The following is a 16,243-nucleotide window of genomic DNA, read 5'->3' as shown; positions in this document are numbered from 1 at the left end:
GTCCGGTCATGTTGTCACATCACGGCTGGGCGGGCAGGGTCGCGCAGTTCGATCCCGCGGGCTCGCCGGAGAGGCGGTCGGTGAGCCAGGTGACGGCGCTGCCCTGGTCGGTGAGCAGCGGGGCGAAGTGGTTGAGCAGCGCGCGCCCGACGTCGGGCAGCCGCACCGGCTTGTACGTGACCTGTGCGCCGCGGCCGCACCAGTCGACGGCCAACTGGCGTGCCTGGCCGTGCGGTACGAGGTTGTCGCTGACGCCGGTGGCCACCCGCACGGGGCTGGCCGGCTTCATCGTGCCGATCCGCTGCTCGGCGAGGAACTCCTGGAGCCGCGGCTCGGCCTGGATGATCTCGGCGAGGGTCTTGCCGTCGTTGGTCCAGGAAGAGCTGCGTGCGGAGTTGTAGCCGAGGATCGCGTCGCCGACGCACATCGTCGAGAGATCCTTCAGCGCCGCGCGGCCCTTGTCGCCCAGGTGCGCGTCGGCGATGGCCCGCAGTTCGGGTTCGGACTGCAGGAATCCGTTGAGGGACCAGCCGAGGGCGCCGGCGAGGTCGGTCCCGTCGATGGCCTTCGTCGTCTCGGTCAGGTCGGCGGGCGGCGCCCCCGCGTACGTGCCGGAGAGGGTGACGTCGGGGGCGTACGTCGGCTGGAGTTCGGCGGCGGCCGCGGTCGCGCCGCCGCCCTGGCTGTAGCCGAACAGGCCGACGCGCGAACCGGCGGTCACGGTGGCGCCTTCGAGCGCGCGGGCGGCGCGGACGGCGTCGAGCACGGCGTGCGCCTCGTCGAGACGGTTGACGTAGGTGTGCAGGCGGTCGGTCGTGCCCAGGCCGACGTAGTCGGTGACGACGACCGCGACGCCCTTGGCCAGGAGCCGGTAGACGGCCAGGTCCTCGTATCCGACGGACACCGTCTGCCCGTTGAGGCGCAGCGGGTGTTCCAGGCCGAGCGAGGCGGCGCACTGGTCGCCCTGGCCCATGGTGCCGGGGGCGAGCGCGACGAGGGGCCGGGGGCCGTCGCCGCGCCACTTCGCCGCCGGCTCGATGTAGGCACCGGTGACCGCGGCGGCCTGGCCGTTCGCGTCGGTCGTGCGGTACATGATGCGGGTCGCCGTGCCGGGCAGCGGGCCGTGCAGCGAGGGCAGGCTGAGCGCCAGCGGGAGCGGTTCGCTGCGGATCAGCGCGCCGTTGGCGTCGGGCAGTTCGGCGGGCGGGTTGTAGAAGGCGGGGATCGTGACGCCTCGCGAGACCTCGTTCTGCGATCCGGTCGTCGCCGCGGCGGGCACGGCCTGTGCTCCGAGACAGGTGGCGGTGACGACGGCGGCGGCCAGCAGGCGGGTGGGGGCGGGCATGGCAAACCTCCTGAGTGCAGGCGGAGTCGGACTCCGGACCTGGCGGCGGACGGCCGGGATGCGGGCAGGCCGACGATGCGCGCGGCCGGTCGTCCCACCGGCCCCACGCGTCGCCGGGACCGTATCGAGGACGCCATTACCGCCGGTAGCACCCAGGAGGTTACGGTTCAGTAACTTACTTGCCGGTCAATCATGTTCACGCGTTGACGTCGAAGGGAACCCCGGACGGCAGCGCGGCGGCGAGATGGCTGGCGAAGCTCGCGTCCTTCAGGCCGAAGGTGGCGCTGCCGAAGTCGTAGGCGCTCAACTTGTCCCGCAGACCGGCCGGATACCCGTTCCAGCCGACGAGGGTCGGGAACTGCCAGGTGCCGCGGTGGTTCTCCGGGGGTTCGTCGTTGGAGTTCGCGGGGCGGAAGCAGTGGGTGCCGATGCCGTCCTTGTGGTAGACGACCTTGGGGTGGCTGCCGTCCCAGCGGATCTGGTCCCGCGGATAGATGTTGAAGTCGCCGTGGGCGGAGGTGGCGACGTACTCCGCCCGGCCGTCGCGCACCCAGACGACGACGTGCTCCCAGTCGTTGCGGTGTCCGCCGAGTCCGCTGCCGGCCACCGCCTGGTCCTTCTCGAAGTACAGGCCATATATGACGGCGCACCAGCCGTTGTTGCACTTGGAGCGCGCGTACCCATTGGTGTTGTCCAGGTCCGAGGCGTCGTGGCACTGCCCGTTGAGCGCCCCGCTCGGCTGGAGGCCGCCGTTGACGGTGCCGTCCGGCCCGATGGCGGGTGTCGGGTAGCAGCCGTCGGTGTCGTAGTCGAACGCGGGCTGGAACGTCTGCTCCGTCGCGTCGGCGTTGCCGGGCAGGGCCCCGGGCGGGGCGGCGAGGGCGGCGCCCGCGAAGGCGATCACGAGGGCGAGGGCGCCGCCGGTGGCCAGAGAGGCTCTGCGGATGACTGCGGTCGGATTCACTGGGGTCTCCTGCGTCACTGTGGGGGTCACGACAGTGATGTCATGCCCCCGACAGCAGCAGGAGACTCGCGCGTGCAACACACATGAATCCGCGGCGAATTGACGGAACCGGCGGAGGCGCGAACGGTGCACACCGGTGCGGCGGCGGATGCGCGGGGAAGGCCGCCGCACCGGAGCCGGTCAGGCCGTGTGCAGGGTCAGGCCGTAGCGACCGAGGATCTCGTTGATGGGCTGGTACCAGGTCTCACCGCCGCTCGTGCAGTTGCCCCAGCCGCCGGAGGTGACGCCCTGGGCCTGGTCGCCGCTGATGAACGAACCACCCGAGTCGCCCGGTTCGGCGCACACGCTCGTCTTGGTCATCTGATGGACGGCGCCCTGGCTGTAGTTGACGGTCTCGTTCTTGGCGAGGACCGTGCCGCAGTGCCAGTGCGAGGTGGAACCCGAGCGGCAGATGGAGGCCCCGACGGGAGCCTCGGCCGAGCCGCGGACCAACTGGTCGGAGACGGTGCCCCAGCCCAGGACGACCGGAACGGTCCACCAGCCGCTGCCGACGTTGACCCAGGCGTAGTCGTTGTCCGGGAACGACGAGCCCTGGAAGTTGCCCACGTACGAGCCGTCCCAGCCGCTGACCGACTGACCCGCGCCGCCGCAGTGGCCGGCCGTGACGAATCCGCCCTGGACGGAGAAGCCGATCGAGCAGCGGACGTTGCCGGTGTAGTACGGGTCCCCGCCGACCGTGCCCGCCGCGAGGGTGGACGGGGCGTGGTCCGTGGTGCGCACGGTCAGGGGGCCCGCGGCGCGGGCTCGGGCGAGGAAGGACGTGACATCGTTGTCAGCCTGCTGGTCGGCGAGGACCTCGACGACGACGCGGTTGGCCTTCCAGTCGACGCGCCAACTGCTCACGCCGGCCGGGGCGTCGAGCGCGTCGATGCGCTTCTTGGCGGCGTCGAGCTGGGCGGCGCTGTGGCTGACGACCTCCACGGCCGCACCGGTGGCCCGGACCTCGGCGGCCTTGGCCCTATCGGCCACAGCGACGGTCAGCCGCTCGCTCTTCGGCGTGAACCAGGACCCGGCGTAGGCGGATCCGGCCGCCTTGCGGGCCTTCTTCTCGGTGGCGGTCGCCTGCTTCTCGGCGGCCAGTCGCGCTTCGGCCTGCGGCTTCGTGAGGCCGAAGTCGTGCTGCATCGCGGTGAGCAGGCCGTCGGAGGCGGCGGCGCGCTCGGCCCGCGGGGTGTCCGCGCCGGCCGACTGGGCCGGCAGGAAACCGGCCGTGGCACAGGCTCCGGTGACCAGCAGCGCGGACAGGACGGCACGTATGGGTCTGGTACGTCGCATGGGTAGGCCCTTCGTTGTTCCCGTGTGGTGGGGGTGGAACAGCAAAGCCTGGGAGCGCTCCCGTGGCATGCCGCTGGGGAGCCTAGCGAGGGATCATGGGCAGGTCCATGCCAATGGAGCGGTGTGATCCGGGCATTGTTCCGGCCCGCGCCGGCGCCCTCGGTCACGGCCGTCGGGTCTATCGGGTCCGGACGATCACAGCCGGGCACGCAGGGCGTGGGCCAGCAGGTCGGCCTGCTCGGCGGTCACTTGCTCCCGCTCAGGGCGTCGGAGCAACTCGAAGACACCGGTGCCGCGTCGGGACTCGGGGAGGTCCTGTGCGCGCGGCACGATGTGGAAGTGCACGTGGCCGAAGCCCGCCGCCTCCGCGAACTGGACGACGTACGTCTTGACGCATCCGGTCTCCTCGCGCAGCGCCCGGGAGAGCCTCACCTGCCAGCGGCCCAAGGTGGCGGCCTCCGCCTCGGTGAGGTCGTGCACAGCGGTGACATGCCGCCGCGGAAGCAGGACCAGCCAGCCCGGCAGCGCGCTGCCCAGGGCGTGGGCGACGCGCCAGTGCCGGTCGAAGGCGACGCGTTCGCGCGGCGGCAGTTCGTCGAACCGGGCCTCGGTTCCGCAGGAGTAACAGTCGCCGGAGTCAGGGGAGTCGTGCGGGGTGCCCTGTGTCATGGGTCCACGATCCCGCACGGGTTCACGCTTAGGGTGCGCCCATGACCGAGAGCATGTCGCCGGACGCAGTGGCCCAGGAGCGCGCGGACCTGCTGCGCGAGCGGCTCAAGGAACGCATCTACGCCTCCCTCACCCTGCTCGCCGTCCTGGTGGGTCTGGCGCAGAGCGGCCACCCGACGCATGTCGGAGCGGTGGTCTCGGTCGCGGTCACCGCACTCGGTCTGTGGCTGGCGACGCTCGTCGCGGATCTCCAGGCGCACCCGGTGGCGCACGGCCGGATGCCCCGGCTCCCCGAGATCCGGCACACGCTGTTCACCAGCAGCCCGCTGCTGACCAGCGCGGCCGGTCCGCTGCTGCTGATCGGCCTGTCCGCGGCGGGCGTGATGGAGCTGACCACGGCGCTGTGGATCTCGGTGGGCAGCGAGGTCGCGGCGCTGGCGGCGTGGGGTTTCACCGGCGGCCGGCGGGTCGGCGCGAGACCGCTCGCTGCGCTGCTCACGGCCGCGCTCAACGCCGTGATCGGGGTGGGCGTGGTCGCGGTGAAGCTCGTCGCGGGGCACTGACGCCTGTCCGGCGGCTCGTGTCACGGGGTCCGGACCGGCCGCCGGCACGGCGCGTGTCACACGTCGGCGGGCAGTTCCAGCACCTCGCGGATCGTGCGGACCACGCCGTTCTCGCTGTTCGGCGGTGCCTGGTGGCGGGCCCGGCGGAGCACGTCAGGGTGGGCGTTGGCCATGGCGTAGGACCAGTCGGCGGCGTCGAGCATCTGCAGGTCGTTGAGGTAGTCGCCGAACACCATGGTCTGGGCGGCGGTGATGCCGAGTTCGCGCTGGAGCCGGCGTACGGCCACGCCCTTGTTCGCCGTGCGGTTCATGACGTCGACCCAGTGCTCGCTGGAGACGACGACCTGGTGGGAGTCGACGAGCGGCGCCAGGGCCGGGGCCGTGGTCCGCTCGGCGCTGCCGAAGTCGAAGAGGGCGACCTTGATCACGTCGTCGTCGACGGCGGTGGCGTCCTCGACGATGCGGTGACGGTGGTAGTACTTGCGCACCTCGGTCATGAAGCGCTCGTCGGACCGCTCCACGTAGGCGGACCGTTTGCCGCAGACGACGGCTCCCGCGTCGACCCCGCTGTCCGTGAGCTGACGCACCTCCTTGACGATCCAGGAGGCGATGGCCGGATCCAGCGGGTCGGAGCTGATCTCGGCGCCGCCGCGGACGACGTAGGTGCCGTTCTCCGCGATGTACACCATGCCGCCGTCGTCCACGGCGGCGAACTGGTCGGCGAGAGTGGCGTACTGGCGGCCGCTGGCGGGGCAGAAGACGATGCCGCGGCGGTTCAGTTCGGCGAGCAGCGGCCACAGGGAGGCCGGGACGCGTCCGTCGGCGTCCAGGAGGGTGCCGTCCATGTCGGTGACGACGAGACGGATGTCGGGGCGGTGGTGCGTGGTCAAGGTCGTTCCTCGGTACGGGAGTCGATCAGGGGGACGGAGCGGGGCGCGCCGAGCGGACGACGAGGGAACGGAGTTCCTCGACGGCACGGGTGCGGGCGCCGGTCAGTTCGGGGTCGGTCAGCGTGGTGGCGGTCACGGGGACGGGGCGCGGGTCGCGCGCGAAGTGCGCGCCGATCGCGTCGGCCAGGGCCGGGCCCCAGGCACCGCCGATGACGATCATCCGGGGGTCCACGAGGGCGACCGCGGCGGCGAGCACCCCGCCGATCGCGCGGGCCAGCACGGTCCTCGTCCGGTCGCCGTCGGCCAGGCGGTCCCGGAGCGCGGCGACGTCCACGGCGGTGGATCCGGCCCGGCGCAGGCCGAGCGCGGCGAACACCTCGGTCAGCGCCATGGCCGTGCCGTCGGGGCCGACGGTGTACAGGTGGGCGATCTCCCCGGCGAACCCGTGGTGGCCGCGGCGCACCGTCCCGTCGGTCACGACGGCGCCGCCGAGCCCTTCGCCGAGGTGGAGGTAGACGAAGTCGTCGATGTCGCGCGCGCAGCCGTCGGTGTGTTCGGCGCGGGCCGCCCAGTTGACGTCGTTGTCGACGAGGACCGGTCCGGTGACGTGCGGGGCGAGCGCGGCGGGCGGGTCGAGGTCGCCGATGAGGAAGGGTGCGTCGGGCAGTCGCACCAGCCGGCCCGTGGCGCGGTCGACGGGATCGGCGGCGCTGACCACCGCGTTCCGCAGGCCGCCCGGGGTCCGTCCGGCGAGCCGGCCCGCCGTTGCCGCCAGGGCGTCGGCGGCCGCCTCCGGGCCGGCCCCCGGCCCGAGTCCGACCGCTTCCCGTGCCTGTACGCGGCCGAGGGCGTCGACCGCCTCGACCGTCACCCGGTGCTGGGTGATCCCGGCGACGAGCGCCGTGCCGAGCCCCGGGGCGAGCGCGTAGTAGGAGCCGACGCGGCCCCGTCCGGTGGTCCGCTCGCCGGTGTCGACGACGAGCCCCGCCGCTCCGATGCGCTGCACGCTGTCGGAGATCGTGGGCTTGGAGATGCCGGTGCGCGCGGCGATCTCCGCGCGCGTCAGCCGGGCCTCGGACATCAGGGCACGCAGCACGTTCTCGTCGGTGAGCGCGCGGAGCATCTCCAGTGAGGGTCTCGGGGCCATGCGGACCAGTCTAGTAAGGAGTCCTGACCAAAGGGGATCCGGCTCCGCGGGGGCCCGTCGGCAAAGGCGGTCGGCCCTGACGCGTAATCCCCTTGATCGGGGCGCTGGACGCGACCTACCGTGCGGCCACCGGCCCAGCGGCGACCGACCACGTCAGGAGTGCTCTCGATGGACCGAGTCAGGGTGGACGGCGCCGTCCTTCGGTACGACGACCTCGGACCGGCGGAGGGGGTCGTGGTCGTGCTGGTGCACGGGCATCCCTTCAACCGGACGCTGTGGCGTCCGCAGGCCGAGGCGCTGGCCGTCGCCGGGTACCGGGTGCTCGCACCGGATCTGCGGGGGTACGGGGAGAGCGATGTCACGCCGGGCAGCGTCCTGCTGTCCCGCTTCGCGGACGATGTCGCCGCGCTCCTCGACCACGTGGGAGTGGGGCGTGCGGTGGTCGGCGGGGTCTCCATGGGCGGGCAGATCGCCATGGAGTTCCATCTGCGTCACCCGCGGCGCACCCGCGCCCTCGTCCTGTCGGACACGTCCGCGCCCGCCGAGACGGCGGAGGGCAAGGCGTTCCGCAACCGGCTCGCCGACCGGCTGCTCGCCGAAGGCATGGGCGGGTACGCCGACGAGGTCATCGACAAGATGCTCGCCGCCTACAACGTGACGGCGCTGCCCGATGTCGCCGAGCACGTCCTGGGCATGATGCGGGCCACCGACCCGCGGGGTGCGGCCGCCGCCCTGCGCGGGCGGGCCGAGCGGCCGGACTACCGGGAGAGCCTGGCCGCGGCCCGGGTGCCCGCGCTCGTCGTGGTCGGCGCCGACGACGTCTACACGCCGGTCGCGGAGGCCGAGTCCCTGGCCGGGCTCGTCCCGGACGCGACACTGGCCGTCATCGAGAAGGCCGGGCACCTGCCGGGCGTCGAGCAGCCCGAGCGGTTCACCGACGTGCTGCTGGACTTCCTGCGTACGCGCTGCCCCGCTTCGTAGCGGACGCGCCGGTGCACCGCACCGCGAGCGGCTTCCTCCTCGGTGCGCGCGTGTCCCGCGGAGGAAGCTCGGCTCACACGGGATCCGTGACGGCGGCGGCCGGTGCCGGTGCTCCCTCGCGCTCGGCCCGGCGCAGCAGGGTCGCCGCGACGAGTCCTCCGGTCAGCACGGCTGCCGCGCCGACGAGTTGACCGGTCTCCAGGGCCGATCCGAAGGCCCGGGTGACCGTGCCGCGTTCGGCGGCCGAGTCCGCGGCGGCCAGGGCTGCGGGCAGCGAGGCCGCGGTCACCGGGACCAGCGCGGAGAAGCGGGCGCTGAGCACGGCACCGAGGACGGCGACGCCCAGGCCGCTGCCGAACTCGGTGACCGTGCCCTCGATGCCCGCGCCCGCGCCCGCCTTCTCGCGCGGCATGGAGCCGAGGACGGCCACGGCCATCGCCGGGTTGGCGAACGCGCAGCCCACGCCCATGAGGAAGAGCCCGGCGAGCAGCCCGCCGTATCCGTCGGCGAAGCGCCCGGCGACGGCGACCGCGGCGAGCCCGCAGGCCAGCAGGGTCATTCCGAGCGCGACGGCGCCCGGGATGCCGAGCCGCGTGCTCAACCGGGCCGACAGGCCGGTGAAGTTGAACAGGACGACGGTCAGGGCGAACGGGGCGGTGCGCAGTCCCGCCTCCAACGGCCCGTAGCCCAGGACGAACTGGAGCTGCTGCGTCAGCAGGAACAGGGCGCCCCCGCTGCCGAAGGTGATGAGCAGCGCCCCGAACACCGCTCCGGTGAAGGTCCGGTTGCGGAAGAAGCTCATGTCCAGCATCGGGTGCGGGAAGCGCCGCTCCCAGACGACGAACGCGGCCAGGGCGCAGACACCGAGAGCCGCGCCCACGAGGACCTGCGGCGAGGCCCAGCCGTGGTCGGGCCCGGAGACGACGGCGTACACGAGGGCGGTCATGGCGACCGTCGACAGCAGGGCGCCGAACAGGTCGGGGCGGTGGCTCTGCTCGGCCCTGCTCTCCGGCACGAGGAAGGCGACGGCACACAGGCCGAGCACCACGACGGGCAGGTTGACGAGGAAGAGGGCGCCCCACCAGAAGTGGTCGAGGAGGACACCGCCGACGAGCGGCCCGGCGGCGAAGCCGAGGGCGTTGACCGCGGCCCAGATGCCGATGGCGCGGACTCGTTCGTCCTCGTCGAAGACCTGCACGGCGACCGCGAGGGTGGTGGTCAGCAGGAGCGCGCCGCCGACACCCATGCCCGCGCGGGCGGCGGTCAACTGGCCCGCGCTCTGGGCGAGTCCGGCCGCGAGCGAGCCGGCGCCGAAGACCGCGAGACCGCTGAGCAGCAGGCGCCTGCGGCCGTAGCGGTCGGCGGCGGCTCCCGCGGTGAGCAGCAGTCCGGCCTGTACGAGGACGTACGCGTTGATGATCCACTGGATGTCGGCCGTGCTCGCCCCGAGGTCGGCGGTGAGGGTGGGGACGGCGACGTTCAGGATGGTGTTGTCGAGGATGACGACGAGTTGCGCGAGGCAGATCACGCCGAGGATCAGCCAGCGGCGCGGGTCCTTGGGCCGGTCGGACGCGAGGGCGGGCGGCTGCTCGGCGGCGGGCGTCGCCGTCATGCGGGCTCCTTCATGGGCAGGCGCGGGGGAACACCGGGGACACCCCACAGGTTAGGTAACCCTAACCCGGACGGGTGTCCCCGGTGGAACCGCCCTGGAGCGCGCGGCACATGGGGGTGCGAACCGGCGCCGCGTGGCGCGGTGCCGGGCGCTTACGGGGTCATCCGGCCGGGACCGTCCGTGGTGCCGCGGCCGGTTCGGCCGCGGGTGCGGCGAGCAGGAGCATCGCGCCGAGGCCGAGCGCCGCCACTCCGGCGAAGAACCAGAACCCCCAGGGGTGGGCGATGCCCGCGGTGACCAGTGCGCCGGTGACGAACGGTCCGGTGATCGACCCGAGCCGGCCCACCGCGGAGGCCAGGCCCAGGGCGGTGCCGCGGGTCCGGGCCGGGAAGACCTGGGCGACGTACCCGTAGATGAGCACCTGCGCCGAGAACACGAAGACGCCGGTCAGCAGGACGAGGGCGTTGAGCAGCACGCTGTTCGCGATCCGCAGGCTCAGTACGGCCAGCAGCACGGCACCGGCCGCGAACCAGATGCGGGCGACGCGGCGGATCCCGTACCGGTCGGCGACGAGTCCGGCGACGACGAGACCGATGACCGCGCCGACGTTGAGGACGAGGAGCAGCGCGATCGAGCGGGAGATCGGATAGCCCGCGCTGCGCATCAGCTGGGGCAGCCACGTGTTGAGGCCGTACACGAGCAGCAGGCCCATGAAGGAGCCGCCCCAGACGGCGAGGGTGGTGCGGCGCAGCCGGGGGCCGAGCAGGTCGCGGGCGCCGACGCGTTCGCCCTCGGGGCCGGTGCGTGCGGCGAGGAAGGCGGCGGACTCCGGCAGCCGCCACCACATCAGGGGGACGACGAGGAGCCCCGCGACTCCCCCGCCGTAGAACAGCAGATGCCAGTCGTCGCCGGCGGACAGGGCGAGGACGGAGGTGAGGACGGCGCCGACGTGGTAGCCGGTCATGGTGAAGGTGCTGGCCGCGGCCCTGCGGCGCTCGGGCAGGTTCTCGGACATGGTGGTCAGGGCGACGGGCATACAGGCGCCGAGGCCGAGGCCGGCGAGGAAGCGGAGGGCGCCGAACACCGCCACGTTCGGCGCGAGCGGCGTCACGAGGGTGAACACCGAGAACAGCAGGACCGAGCCGATGAGCATGCCGCGCCGCCCGAACCGGTCGGTGAGCGGGCCGAGTCCGGCCGCGCCGACGGCGACGCCGACCAGGGACACGGTGGCGACCGCCGTGGCGTCGGCCGGGGTGAAGCCGAGGTGGTGCGTCTTCAGCAGGGTCGGGATGGTCGCGCCGAGCGCCACCAGGTCGTATCCCTCGAGCAGGACGGTCAGCCAGCACAGCAGCGCTGTGGTGGCTCCCCGGGGAGACGTCGTCATTGCCGTACTCCTAGCGGGATGAGCGGATGGGGACGGGGAGGAGAAGCGAGGAGAGGAGAGGAGAGGAGACGGGGAAGACAGGGGGACGGAGGGGAACGGGGGGTCAGAACGGGTAGGGGGCGATCTCGGGGCGCACGGTGACCCACTGGGTCTCGGTGAAGGCGTCGATGTTGGCGCGGGCGCCGCCGAAGCGGGAGCCGTTGCCGGAGTCGCCGGTGCCGCCGAAGGGTGCGGCGGGTTCGTCGAGGACGGTCTGTTCGTTGATGTGGACCTTGCCGGAGCGGACGCGGTCGGCGAGGGTCATGGCGGCGCCGACGTCGCCGAGGATCGCGACCGACAGGCCGTACGGGGAGTCGTCGACGACGCGGGCCGCCTCGTCGAGGTCGCGGTAGGTGCGCACCGGGGCGACGGGACCGAAGATCTCCTCGCGCCAGGCCGGGGTGGTGTCGTCGAGGTCGGTCAGGACGGTCGGCGGGTAGTAGGGGCCGTCGGGCTTGCCGCCCGCGACGACGCGGGCGCCGGCGGCGACGCTGTCGGTCACCACCCGGTCGATGCGGGCGAGTTGGCGGGCGTCGATGATGGGGCCGAGCGCGACGTCGGCGGTCGCGGGGTCGCCGACGGGGAGAGCGGCGGCCTTCTCCGCGAGCAGGGAGAGGTAGGCGTCCGCCTGGGATTCGTGGACCAGGTGGCGACCGGTGGACATGCAGATCTGGCCCTGGTGGAGGTACGAGCCGAACGCGCCGGCCGACGCGGCCGCGGCGAGGTCGGCGCCCGGCAGCACCACGAGCGCGTTGTTGCCGCCGAGTTCGAGGTGGACGCGCTTGAGGTGGCGGGCCGCGGCCTCGCCGACCCGGCGGCCCGCGGCGGTGGAGCCGGTGAAGGAGACGACCGACACCTCGGGGGCCTCGACGACGGCCGCGCCGACCTCGGCGTCCCCGGGCAGCAGGTGCAGCAGCCCTTCGGGCAGGCCGGCCTCCTCGAAGACGCGGACGATGCTGACGCCTCCGGAGACGGCGGTGCGCGGGTCGGGCTTGAGGAGGACGGCGTTGCCGAGGGCGAGCGCGGGGGCGACCGAGCGGATGGCCAGGATCAGCGGGAAGTTGAAGGGGGCGATGACGGAGACGACTCCGGCCGGGATGCGGCGGGCGAAGGACCAGCGCGGTTCGCCGCTGCTGAGCACGTCACCGAGCGGATGCGTGGGCAGGGCCGCCGCCTCGTGGCACTCCCCCGCGGCGATCTCGGTCTCCAGCGCGGCCTTGGCGCGGGCGGAGCCGGCCTCGCGGACGAGCCAGCCTTGGACTTCGTCGGCGTGGGCGGCCCACAGGTCACCGGCCCGGCGCAGCACGGCGGCGCGTTCGGCGGGCGCGGTGCGGGCCCAGGCCCGCTGCGCCTGTTCGGCCTGCGCGGCGGCTCGGGCGACGTCCTCGGGCGTGGCGGTGCCCAGGGAGCCGAGACCTCGCCCTGTCGCGGGTTCGACGACGGGGGTGGCGCCGCCGGAGCCGGGGGTCCAGCCGCCGAGGTGGATGCGGTCGTGCCAGCGGGGGTCTTCGAGAAGGGGCATCGTCACTCCGGTGTGGTGAGGTGGGTGTCGACCTGGACGAGGCGGGGTCCGGCGGCGGCGGGAGTCTTCAACTGGGCTCGCAGTTCGTCCAGTTCGCGCACTGCGGTGGCGGGGACCCCGTATCCGGTGGCGAGCGCGGTGAAGTCGATGCCGGGGATGTCGGTGCCGGGCACGTCCGGGGTGCCGAGCAGCCGCCCGAACCAGCGCAGGGCGCCGTACGTGCCGTTGCGCAGGATCAGGAAGGTGACGGGCACCTGGTAGTGGGCGGCGGTCCACAGGGCGGTGATGCCGTAGTTGGCGGAGCCGTCGCCGACGACCGCGACGACCGGCCGGGTCGGGTCGCCGAGCGCCATGCCGACCGCGGCGGGCAGACCGAAGCCGAGACCGCCGGAAGCAGGGAAGAAGTACGAGCCCGGGTGGCGCAGGTCCATCTGCCGCCACCAGGCGGCGTTCGTGGAGGTCGACTCGACGACGTAGCGGGTGTGCGGCGGCTGGGTGTCGCGCAGGGCGGCGAAGACCTGCTCCGGGTGGAGGGCTCCGTCGGCGGTGGCGGGTTCGGGCGCGGGTATGAACTGACTGTCCCCGTGCGCCTGTTGGCGCGCGGGGAGCCGGGTGATCAGGGCGTCGAGGACGGGTCCGGGGTCGGCGACGAGGGCCTCGCCCATCGGCGCGCGGGCGGCGGCGCCCGCGTCGTCGGTGACCTGGAACAGGCGGGCGCCGTCGGGCAGATAGGGCCCCGGGACGTGCTGGTGGTAGCGGAACACGGGCGCCCCGAGGACCAGGACGAGGTCGTGTCCGGCCAGCGCGTCCGAGACGGCGCCGATCCCCGCGGGCAGGACGCCGCGCAGCAGTCGGTGCCGGTTGGGGTACGGCAGCCGGTGCGGCGACGGCGCCACCCACACGGGCAGGCCGAGGTGCTCGGCACAGGCCACGGCCCGGTCGAGGAGCCCCGCGGTGTCGAGGTCGCCGCCGAGGACGAGGACCGGGGCACGGGCTTCGCCCATCTCTCGTACGAGATCGTCCAGTTGGCCGTCGTCCGGTACGAGGCCGCGCCGCACCCGGCGGTCCAGGACGGAGGTGTCCTCGGCCTCGGCGGCCCAGTCGTCGTAGGGCACCGACAGATACGTCGGGCGGCGCTGCAGTTCGGCCTCGAAGACGGCCTGGGCGAGGGAGCGGGGCACGTCGGCGGCGCAGGCCGGTTCGCCGGCCCAGCCGACGAGCGGCCGCATCAGCTGGGTGGCCTCGACGTTGGTGAGCATCGCCTCGAGGCCGATGGCGGAGCGGACCTGCTGGCCCGCCGTGAGGACGAGCGGGGAGCGGGCGGAGACCGCGTTGGTGAGTGCGCCCATCGCGTTGCCCGAGCCGGCGGCGGAGTGCAGGTTGACCAGGACCGGGTCGCCGGTGGCCTGGGCGTATCCGTCGGCCATGCCGACCACGGCGCCTTCGTGGAGACCGAGAACGTAACGGAAGGTGTCGGGCAGCCCGGCCAGGAACGGCAGTTCGTTCGAGCCGGGATTGCCGAAGATCGTCGTCAGCCCGCGGCGCTCCAGGAACTCATGGGCGATCCGGCGTGCGGTCGGCATACAGGGTCCTCCTTGACCGGCTGTGTGCCGCAGAGCGTAGGGAGGAAGCCGACCGTGCTCCAATCAATGTTGCCGAGCAGCTTCATAGACAGGATCGATAATGCGGGACTTCGACCTCAATCTCGTCCGGACCTTTGTGCTGCTCTACGAGACGCGCAGCGTGACGGCGACCGCGGAGGCGATGCATGTCACGCAGCCCACGGTCAGTTACGGCCTGCAGAAGCTGCGCCGCCGGTTCGCCGATGAGCTGTTCCGGCGCACCGGCGCGGGGCTGGCGCCGACGACGACGGCCCGCGCGCTGTACGCGCCGCTGCACAGCGCCCTGTCGGAGATCGAGGCCGCGGTCAGCGGAGTCCGCCTGTTCGATCCGGCTACGGCGCGCGCCGCGTTCACGGTGTGCCTGTCGGACCTGGGCGAGGTCGCCCTGCTGCCGCGGGTGATGGCCGCGCTGCCGCGGCACGCGCCGGGCGCCACGCTCACGGTCCGGCACCTCGATGTCGCCCAGGTCACGGACCAGTTGGGGCGCGGCGAGATCGACGCGTTCATCGCCACACCGCCGCTCGGGTCGCCCCGGGTGGCGCGGATCCCGCTGTTCTCGGAGGGGTACGTGGCCGTGGCCGCCCGGGACCATCCCCGGCTGCGCGGCCACGCGGTGGACCTGGCGGGACTGGGCGCCGAGCGGCACATCACCGTCTCGGGCCCGGCCGGTCACGACGGGCCGCGCCGCGCACTGGAGGCCCATGGGCTGCTGCACCGGGTGGCCCTCGACGTGACGCGGTTCGCGGGGCTGCCGTATCTCGTGCAGGACAGTGAACTCATCGCCATGGCGCCGAGGTTGGTGGCCCGCATGTTCGCCGCGGACCACCGGGTGCGCCTGCTGGAACTGCCCTTCGACATCGAACCGGCCCAGGTCTCTGTCTACGCCCGGCACGCCCACGCGCGCACTCCGGCCCAGCACTGGCTCGTCGACTTCCTGCGGGACACGCTTGTCGACGCCGTCGCGGACTGAGCGCCTACTGTCCGATCTGCGAGATGGCGTTGGCGAGTTGACTCATCACGTCGGTGATTCCCTGCCCCAGGGCGGTGGGAGCGATGAGCACGCCGAGCACGAGAGCGACCAGCATCGTGAAGAAGGTGTCGCCCCTCTTTCTCGGGCCGACCGGGCGCCGCAGCAGCATGAAGGCGATGACAGCCAGTAATAGTGCGACACTTACCGTGATCATCCGACGGCCCTCCCCGCTCCACCGCGGCCCCGCCACTCCTTTCCTGTGTACGGGACCGCCGGGTGCGTGTCCGCGCCTTGTGCAGGGTTGGCGCGAATATGCCCGCGGCTTCCGATCCGGGCGGCGCGCCGCCCTCGCCACGACACCGGCGCGGACTCCCGTTCCTGCTGGTGGCAGCCGTATTCGCGCTCGTCCGCCGCGGCTTTTCCGACCCCTCGGACGGTCGCGCGGACCGCCGTGGCGCGAGTGGCGCGAGGCAGGCCGAGGGTGTGGCGGGCGACAGCGCCCGCGCCGGGAGCACCGGCCCTCTCGCTCACCGGAACGGCCACGCGACGGCCGATGAGGTCGAAGAACAACCCGCCCGAGATCGCGGGAGGCTGCCGCCGCCACGCCCCGCGAGGGTGCCGCCTGGACTCGGACACCGCCGGGGGATACCGGCACCGTTCAACGAGTTCAGCAGGGCATCGCGTTACAACTCCCCCTGATTTTCGTCGAGTTGATACTGCGCCAGTCCGTGGCCGAACGACCAGTCGATCGACGCGTTCTCGGTGAGGGTGACAAGGACATTGCGAGGTTCCGTGTCCGCGTACGCGTGGGCGAGTTCCGCGATCCGCCGGTACAGCGCACGCTTCTGATCGGGCGTCCGGCCCGCGCGCAGGGTGATCCCGACGAACACGACACCGTCGTCGCGCGAGACCCCGGGGTAACCGTCGTAGCGCAGGACGCTGCGGTCGCCGTCGTGACTCGTGAGCACCTGGAACAGATCGTCCGGCGGGGAGCCGATGGTGTCGGCGAGCGCGTCGTGCACGGCACGCCCCAGAGCGTGGAGCCGATCACTGTCGGCGTTCAGGGCGTCGATCCGGACCAGAGGCATGGGCGTACTCCTCGATGGCGAGCAATGTCTGTGCATACTAGTAGTTACAGAAGGCGTGGTCCTGGACGGACCCCGACTGGCCGCGGCACATCCGGTCCGCGTAGGGTCCCCC

Annotated in this window: 15 protein-coding genes; 3 read left to right on the top strand and 12 right to left on the bottom strand. The window is 72.8% G+C overall.

From position 1 onward, the window contains the following. Positions 1 to 19: 19 nt before the first annotated feature. The 4 genes from ACVHNB_RS17695 to ACVHNB_RS17680 form a co-directional block, all read right to left on the bottom strand. Entirely contained in the window at positions 20 to 1,345 is a 1,326-nt protein-coding gene (locus tag ACVHNB_RS17695) for a lipase family protein (protein WP_428950182.1), read from the bottom strand. 196 nt (positions 1,346 to 1,541) lie between these two features. After that, positions 1,542 to 2,309: an NPP1 family protein gene (locus ACVHNB_RS17690; RefSeq protein ID WP_428950183.1), complete on the bottom strand. Its 768-nt coding sequence runs from the start codon at positions 2,307 to 2,309 to the stop codon at positions 1,542 to 1,544. A gap of 180 nt (positions 2,310 to 2,489) precedes the next feature. Next, positions 2,490 to 3,644 carry a S1 family peptidase gene (locus ACVHNB_RS17685; protein ID WP_456228567.1) on the bottom strand — a complete coding sequence of 385 codons (1,155 nt, stop codon included), beginning with the start codon at positions 3,642 to 3,644 and terminating at the stop codon, positions 2,490 to 2,492. 195 nt (positions 3,645 to 3,839) lie between these two features. Then, positions 3,840 to 4,313: an HIT family protein gene (locus ACVHNB_RS17680; RefSeq protein WP_456228566.1), complete on the bottom strand. Its 474-nt coding sequence runs from the start codon at positions 4,311 to 4,313 to the stop codon at positions 3,840 to 3,842. A gap of 41 nt (positions 4,314 to 4,354) precedes the next feature. Here ACVHNB_RS17680 and ACVHNB_RS17675 point away from each other — a divergent pair, with 41 nt between their 5' ends. Further along, positions 4,355 to 4,876, top strand: a complete 522-nt coding sequence (locus tag ACVHNB_RS17675; protein WP_428950186.1) for a hypothetical protein — start codon at positions 4,355 to 4,357, stop codon at positions 4,874 to 4,876. Between the two features lie 56 nt (positions 4,877 to 4,932). Here ACVHNB_RS17675 and ACVHNB_RS17670 read toward each other — a convergent pair whose 3' ends face one another. After that, positions 4,933 to 5,721, bottom strand: a complete 789-nt coding sequence (locus tag ACVHNB_RS17670; protein ID WP_456228902.1) for a Cof-type HAD-IIB family hydrolase — start codon at positions 5,719 to 5,721, stop codon at positions 4,933 to 4,935. A 70-nt stretch (positions 5,722 to 5,791) separates the two neighbouring features. Then, positions 5,792 to 6,913, bottom strand: a complete 1,122-nt coding sequence (locus ACVHNB_RS17665; protein WP_456228565.1) for an ROK family transcriptional regulator — start codon at positions 6,911 to 6,913, stop codon at positions 5,792 to 5,794. A gap of 168 nt (positions 6,914 to 7,081) precedes the next feature. Between ACVHNB_RS17665 and ACVHNB_RS17660 the strand changes: the two genes are divergently transcribed. Next, entirely contained in the window at positions 7,082 to 7,894 is an 813-nt protein-coding gene (locus ACVHNB_RS17660) for an alpha/beta fold hydrolase (protein WP_428950189.1), read from the top strand. Positions 7,895 to 7,967: 73 nt separating this feature from the next. Here the strand turns inward: ACVHNB_RS17660 and ACVHNB_RS17655 are convergent, their stop codons facing one another. The 4 genes from ACVHNB_RS17655 to mdlC all read right to left on the bottom strand — a co-directional run bounded on the left by ACVHNB_RS17655 (position 7,968) and on the right by mdlC (position 14,034). Further along, positions 7,968 to 9,506, bottom strand: coding sequence for a DHA2 family efflux MFS transporter permease subunit (locus ACVHNB_RS17655; protein ID WP_456228564.1), 1,539 nt, complete (start codon positions 9,504 to 9,506; stop codon positions 7,968 to 7,970). 160 nt (positions 9,507 to 9,666) lie between these two features. Further along, entirely contained in the window at positions 9,667 to 10,890 is a 1,224-nt protein-coding gene (locus ACVHNB_RS17650; protein WP_456228563.1) for an MFS transporter, read from the bottom strand. A 103-nt stretch (positions 10,891 to 10,993) separates the two neighbouring features. Next, a complete protein-coding gene (locus ACVHNB_RS17645) occupies positions 10,994 to 12,451 on the bottom strand; it encodes an aldehyde dehydrogenase family protein (protein WP_428950192.1) in 1,458 nt (485 codons plus the stop codon). Between the two features lie 2 nt (positions 12,452 to 12,453). Continuing rightward, positions 12,454 to 14,034, bottom strand: coding sequence for a benzoylformate decarboxylase (mdlC, locus tag ACVHNB_RS17640; protein ID WP_456228562.1), 1,581 nt, complete (start codon positions 14,032 to 14,034; stop codon positions 12,454 to 12,456). A gap of 100 nt (positions 14,035 to 14,134) precedes the next feature. Between mdlC and ACVHNB_RS17635 the strand changes: the two genes are divergently transcribed. Then, entirely contained in the window at positions 14,135 to 15,043 is a 909-nt protein-coding gene (locus tag ACVHNB_RS17635; RefSeq protein ID WP_456228561.1) for a LysR family transcriptional regulator, read from the top strand. Positions 15,044 to 15,047: 4 nt separating this feature from the next. Here ACVHNB_RS17635 and ACVHNB_RS17630 read toward each other — a convergent pair whose 3' ends face one another. Both ACVHNB_RS17630 and ACVHNB_RS17625 read right to left on the bottom strand, forming a co-directional pair. Beyond that, on the bottom strand, positions 15,048 to 15,257 hold the full coding sequence (locus ACVHNB_RS17630) for a hypothetical protein (RefSeq protein WP_428950195.1): 210 nt from the start codon (positions 15,255 to 15,257) through the stop codon (positions 15,048 to 15,050). Between the two features lie 469 nt (positions 15,258 to 15,726). Continuing rightward, positions 15,727 to 16,131 carry a tautomerase family protein gene (locus tag ACVHNB_RS17625; RefSeq protein WP_428950196.1) on the bottom strand — a complete coding sequence of 135 codons (405 nt, stop codon included), beginning with the start codon at positions 16,129 to 16,131 and terminating at the stop codon, positions 15,727 to 15,729. Between the last annotated feature and the right edge of the window lie 112 nt (positions 16,132 to 16,243).

The organism is Streptomyces sp. YJ-C3, from assembly GCF_053891275.1.
This window is presented reverse-complemented; position numbering and strand designations above follow the sequence as displayed.

What these genes read in the sequence shown, in the direction of transcription:
- ACVHNB_RS17665 (WP_456228565.1), bottom strand. Translation starts at nt 6,913, where the DNA reads ATGGCCCCGAGACCCTCACTGGAGATGCTCCGCGCGCTCACCGACGAG.
- ACVHNB_RS17695 (WP_428950182.1), bottom strand. Translation starts at nt 1,345, where the DNA reads ATGCCCGCCCCCACCCGCCTGCTGGCCGCCGCCGTCGTCACCGCCACC.
- ACVHNB_RS17645 (WP_428950192.1), bottom strand. Translation starts at nt 12,451, where the DNA reads ATGCCCCTTCTCGAAGACCCCCGCTGGCACGACCGCATCCACCTCGGC.
- ACVHNB_RS17650 (WP_456228563.1), bottom strand. Translation starts at nt 10,890, where the DNA reads ATGACGACGTCTCCCCGGGGAGCCACCACAGCGCTGCTGTGCTGGCTG.
- ACVHNB_RS17670 (WP_456228902.1), bottom strand. Translation starts at nt 5,721, where the DNA reads ATGGACGGCACCCTCCTGGACGCCGACGGACGCGTCCCGGCCTCCCTG.
- ACVHNB_RS17660 (WP_428950189.1), top strand. Translation starts at nt 7,082, where the DNA reads ATGGACCGAGTCAGGGTGGACGGCGCCGTCCTTCGGTACGACGACCTC.
- ACVHNB_RS17655 (WP_456228564.1), bottom strand. Translation starts at nt 9,506, where the DNA reads ATGACGGCGACGCCCGCCGCCGAGCAGCCGCCCGCCCTCGCGTCCGAC.
- ACVHNB_RS17685 (WP_456228567.1), bottom strand. Translation starts at nt 3,644, where the DNA reads ATGCGACGTACCAGACCCATACGTGCCGTCCTGTCCGCGCTGCTGGTC.
- ACVHNB_RS17625 (WP_428950196.1), bottom strand. Translation starts at nt 16,131, where the DNA reads ATGCCTCTGGTCCGGATCGACGCCCTGAACGCCGACAGTGATCGGCTC.
- ACVHNB_RS17680 (WP_456228566.1), bottom strand. Translation starts at nt 4,313, where the DNA reads ATGACACAGGGCACCCCGCACGACTCCCCTGACTCCGGCGACTGTTAC.
- mdlC (WP_456228562.1), bottom strand. Translation starts at nt 14,034, where the DNA reads ATGCCGACCGCACGCCGGATCGCCCATGAGTTCCTGGAGCGCCGCGGG.
- ACVHNB_RS17635 (WP_456228561.1), top strand. Translation starts at nt 14,135, where the DNA reads ATGCGGGACTTCGACCTCAATCTCGTCCGGACCTTTGTGCTGCTCTAC.
- ACVHNB_RS17630 (WP_428950195.1), bottom strand. Translation starts at nt 15,257, where the DNA reads ATGATCACGGTAAGTGTCGCACTATTACTGGCTGTCATCGCCTTCATG.
- ACVHNB_RS17675 (WP_428950186.1), top strand. Translation starts at nt 4,355, where the DNA reads ATGACCGAGAGCATGTCGCCGGACGCAGTGGCCCAGGAGCGCGCGGAC.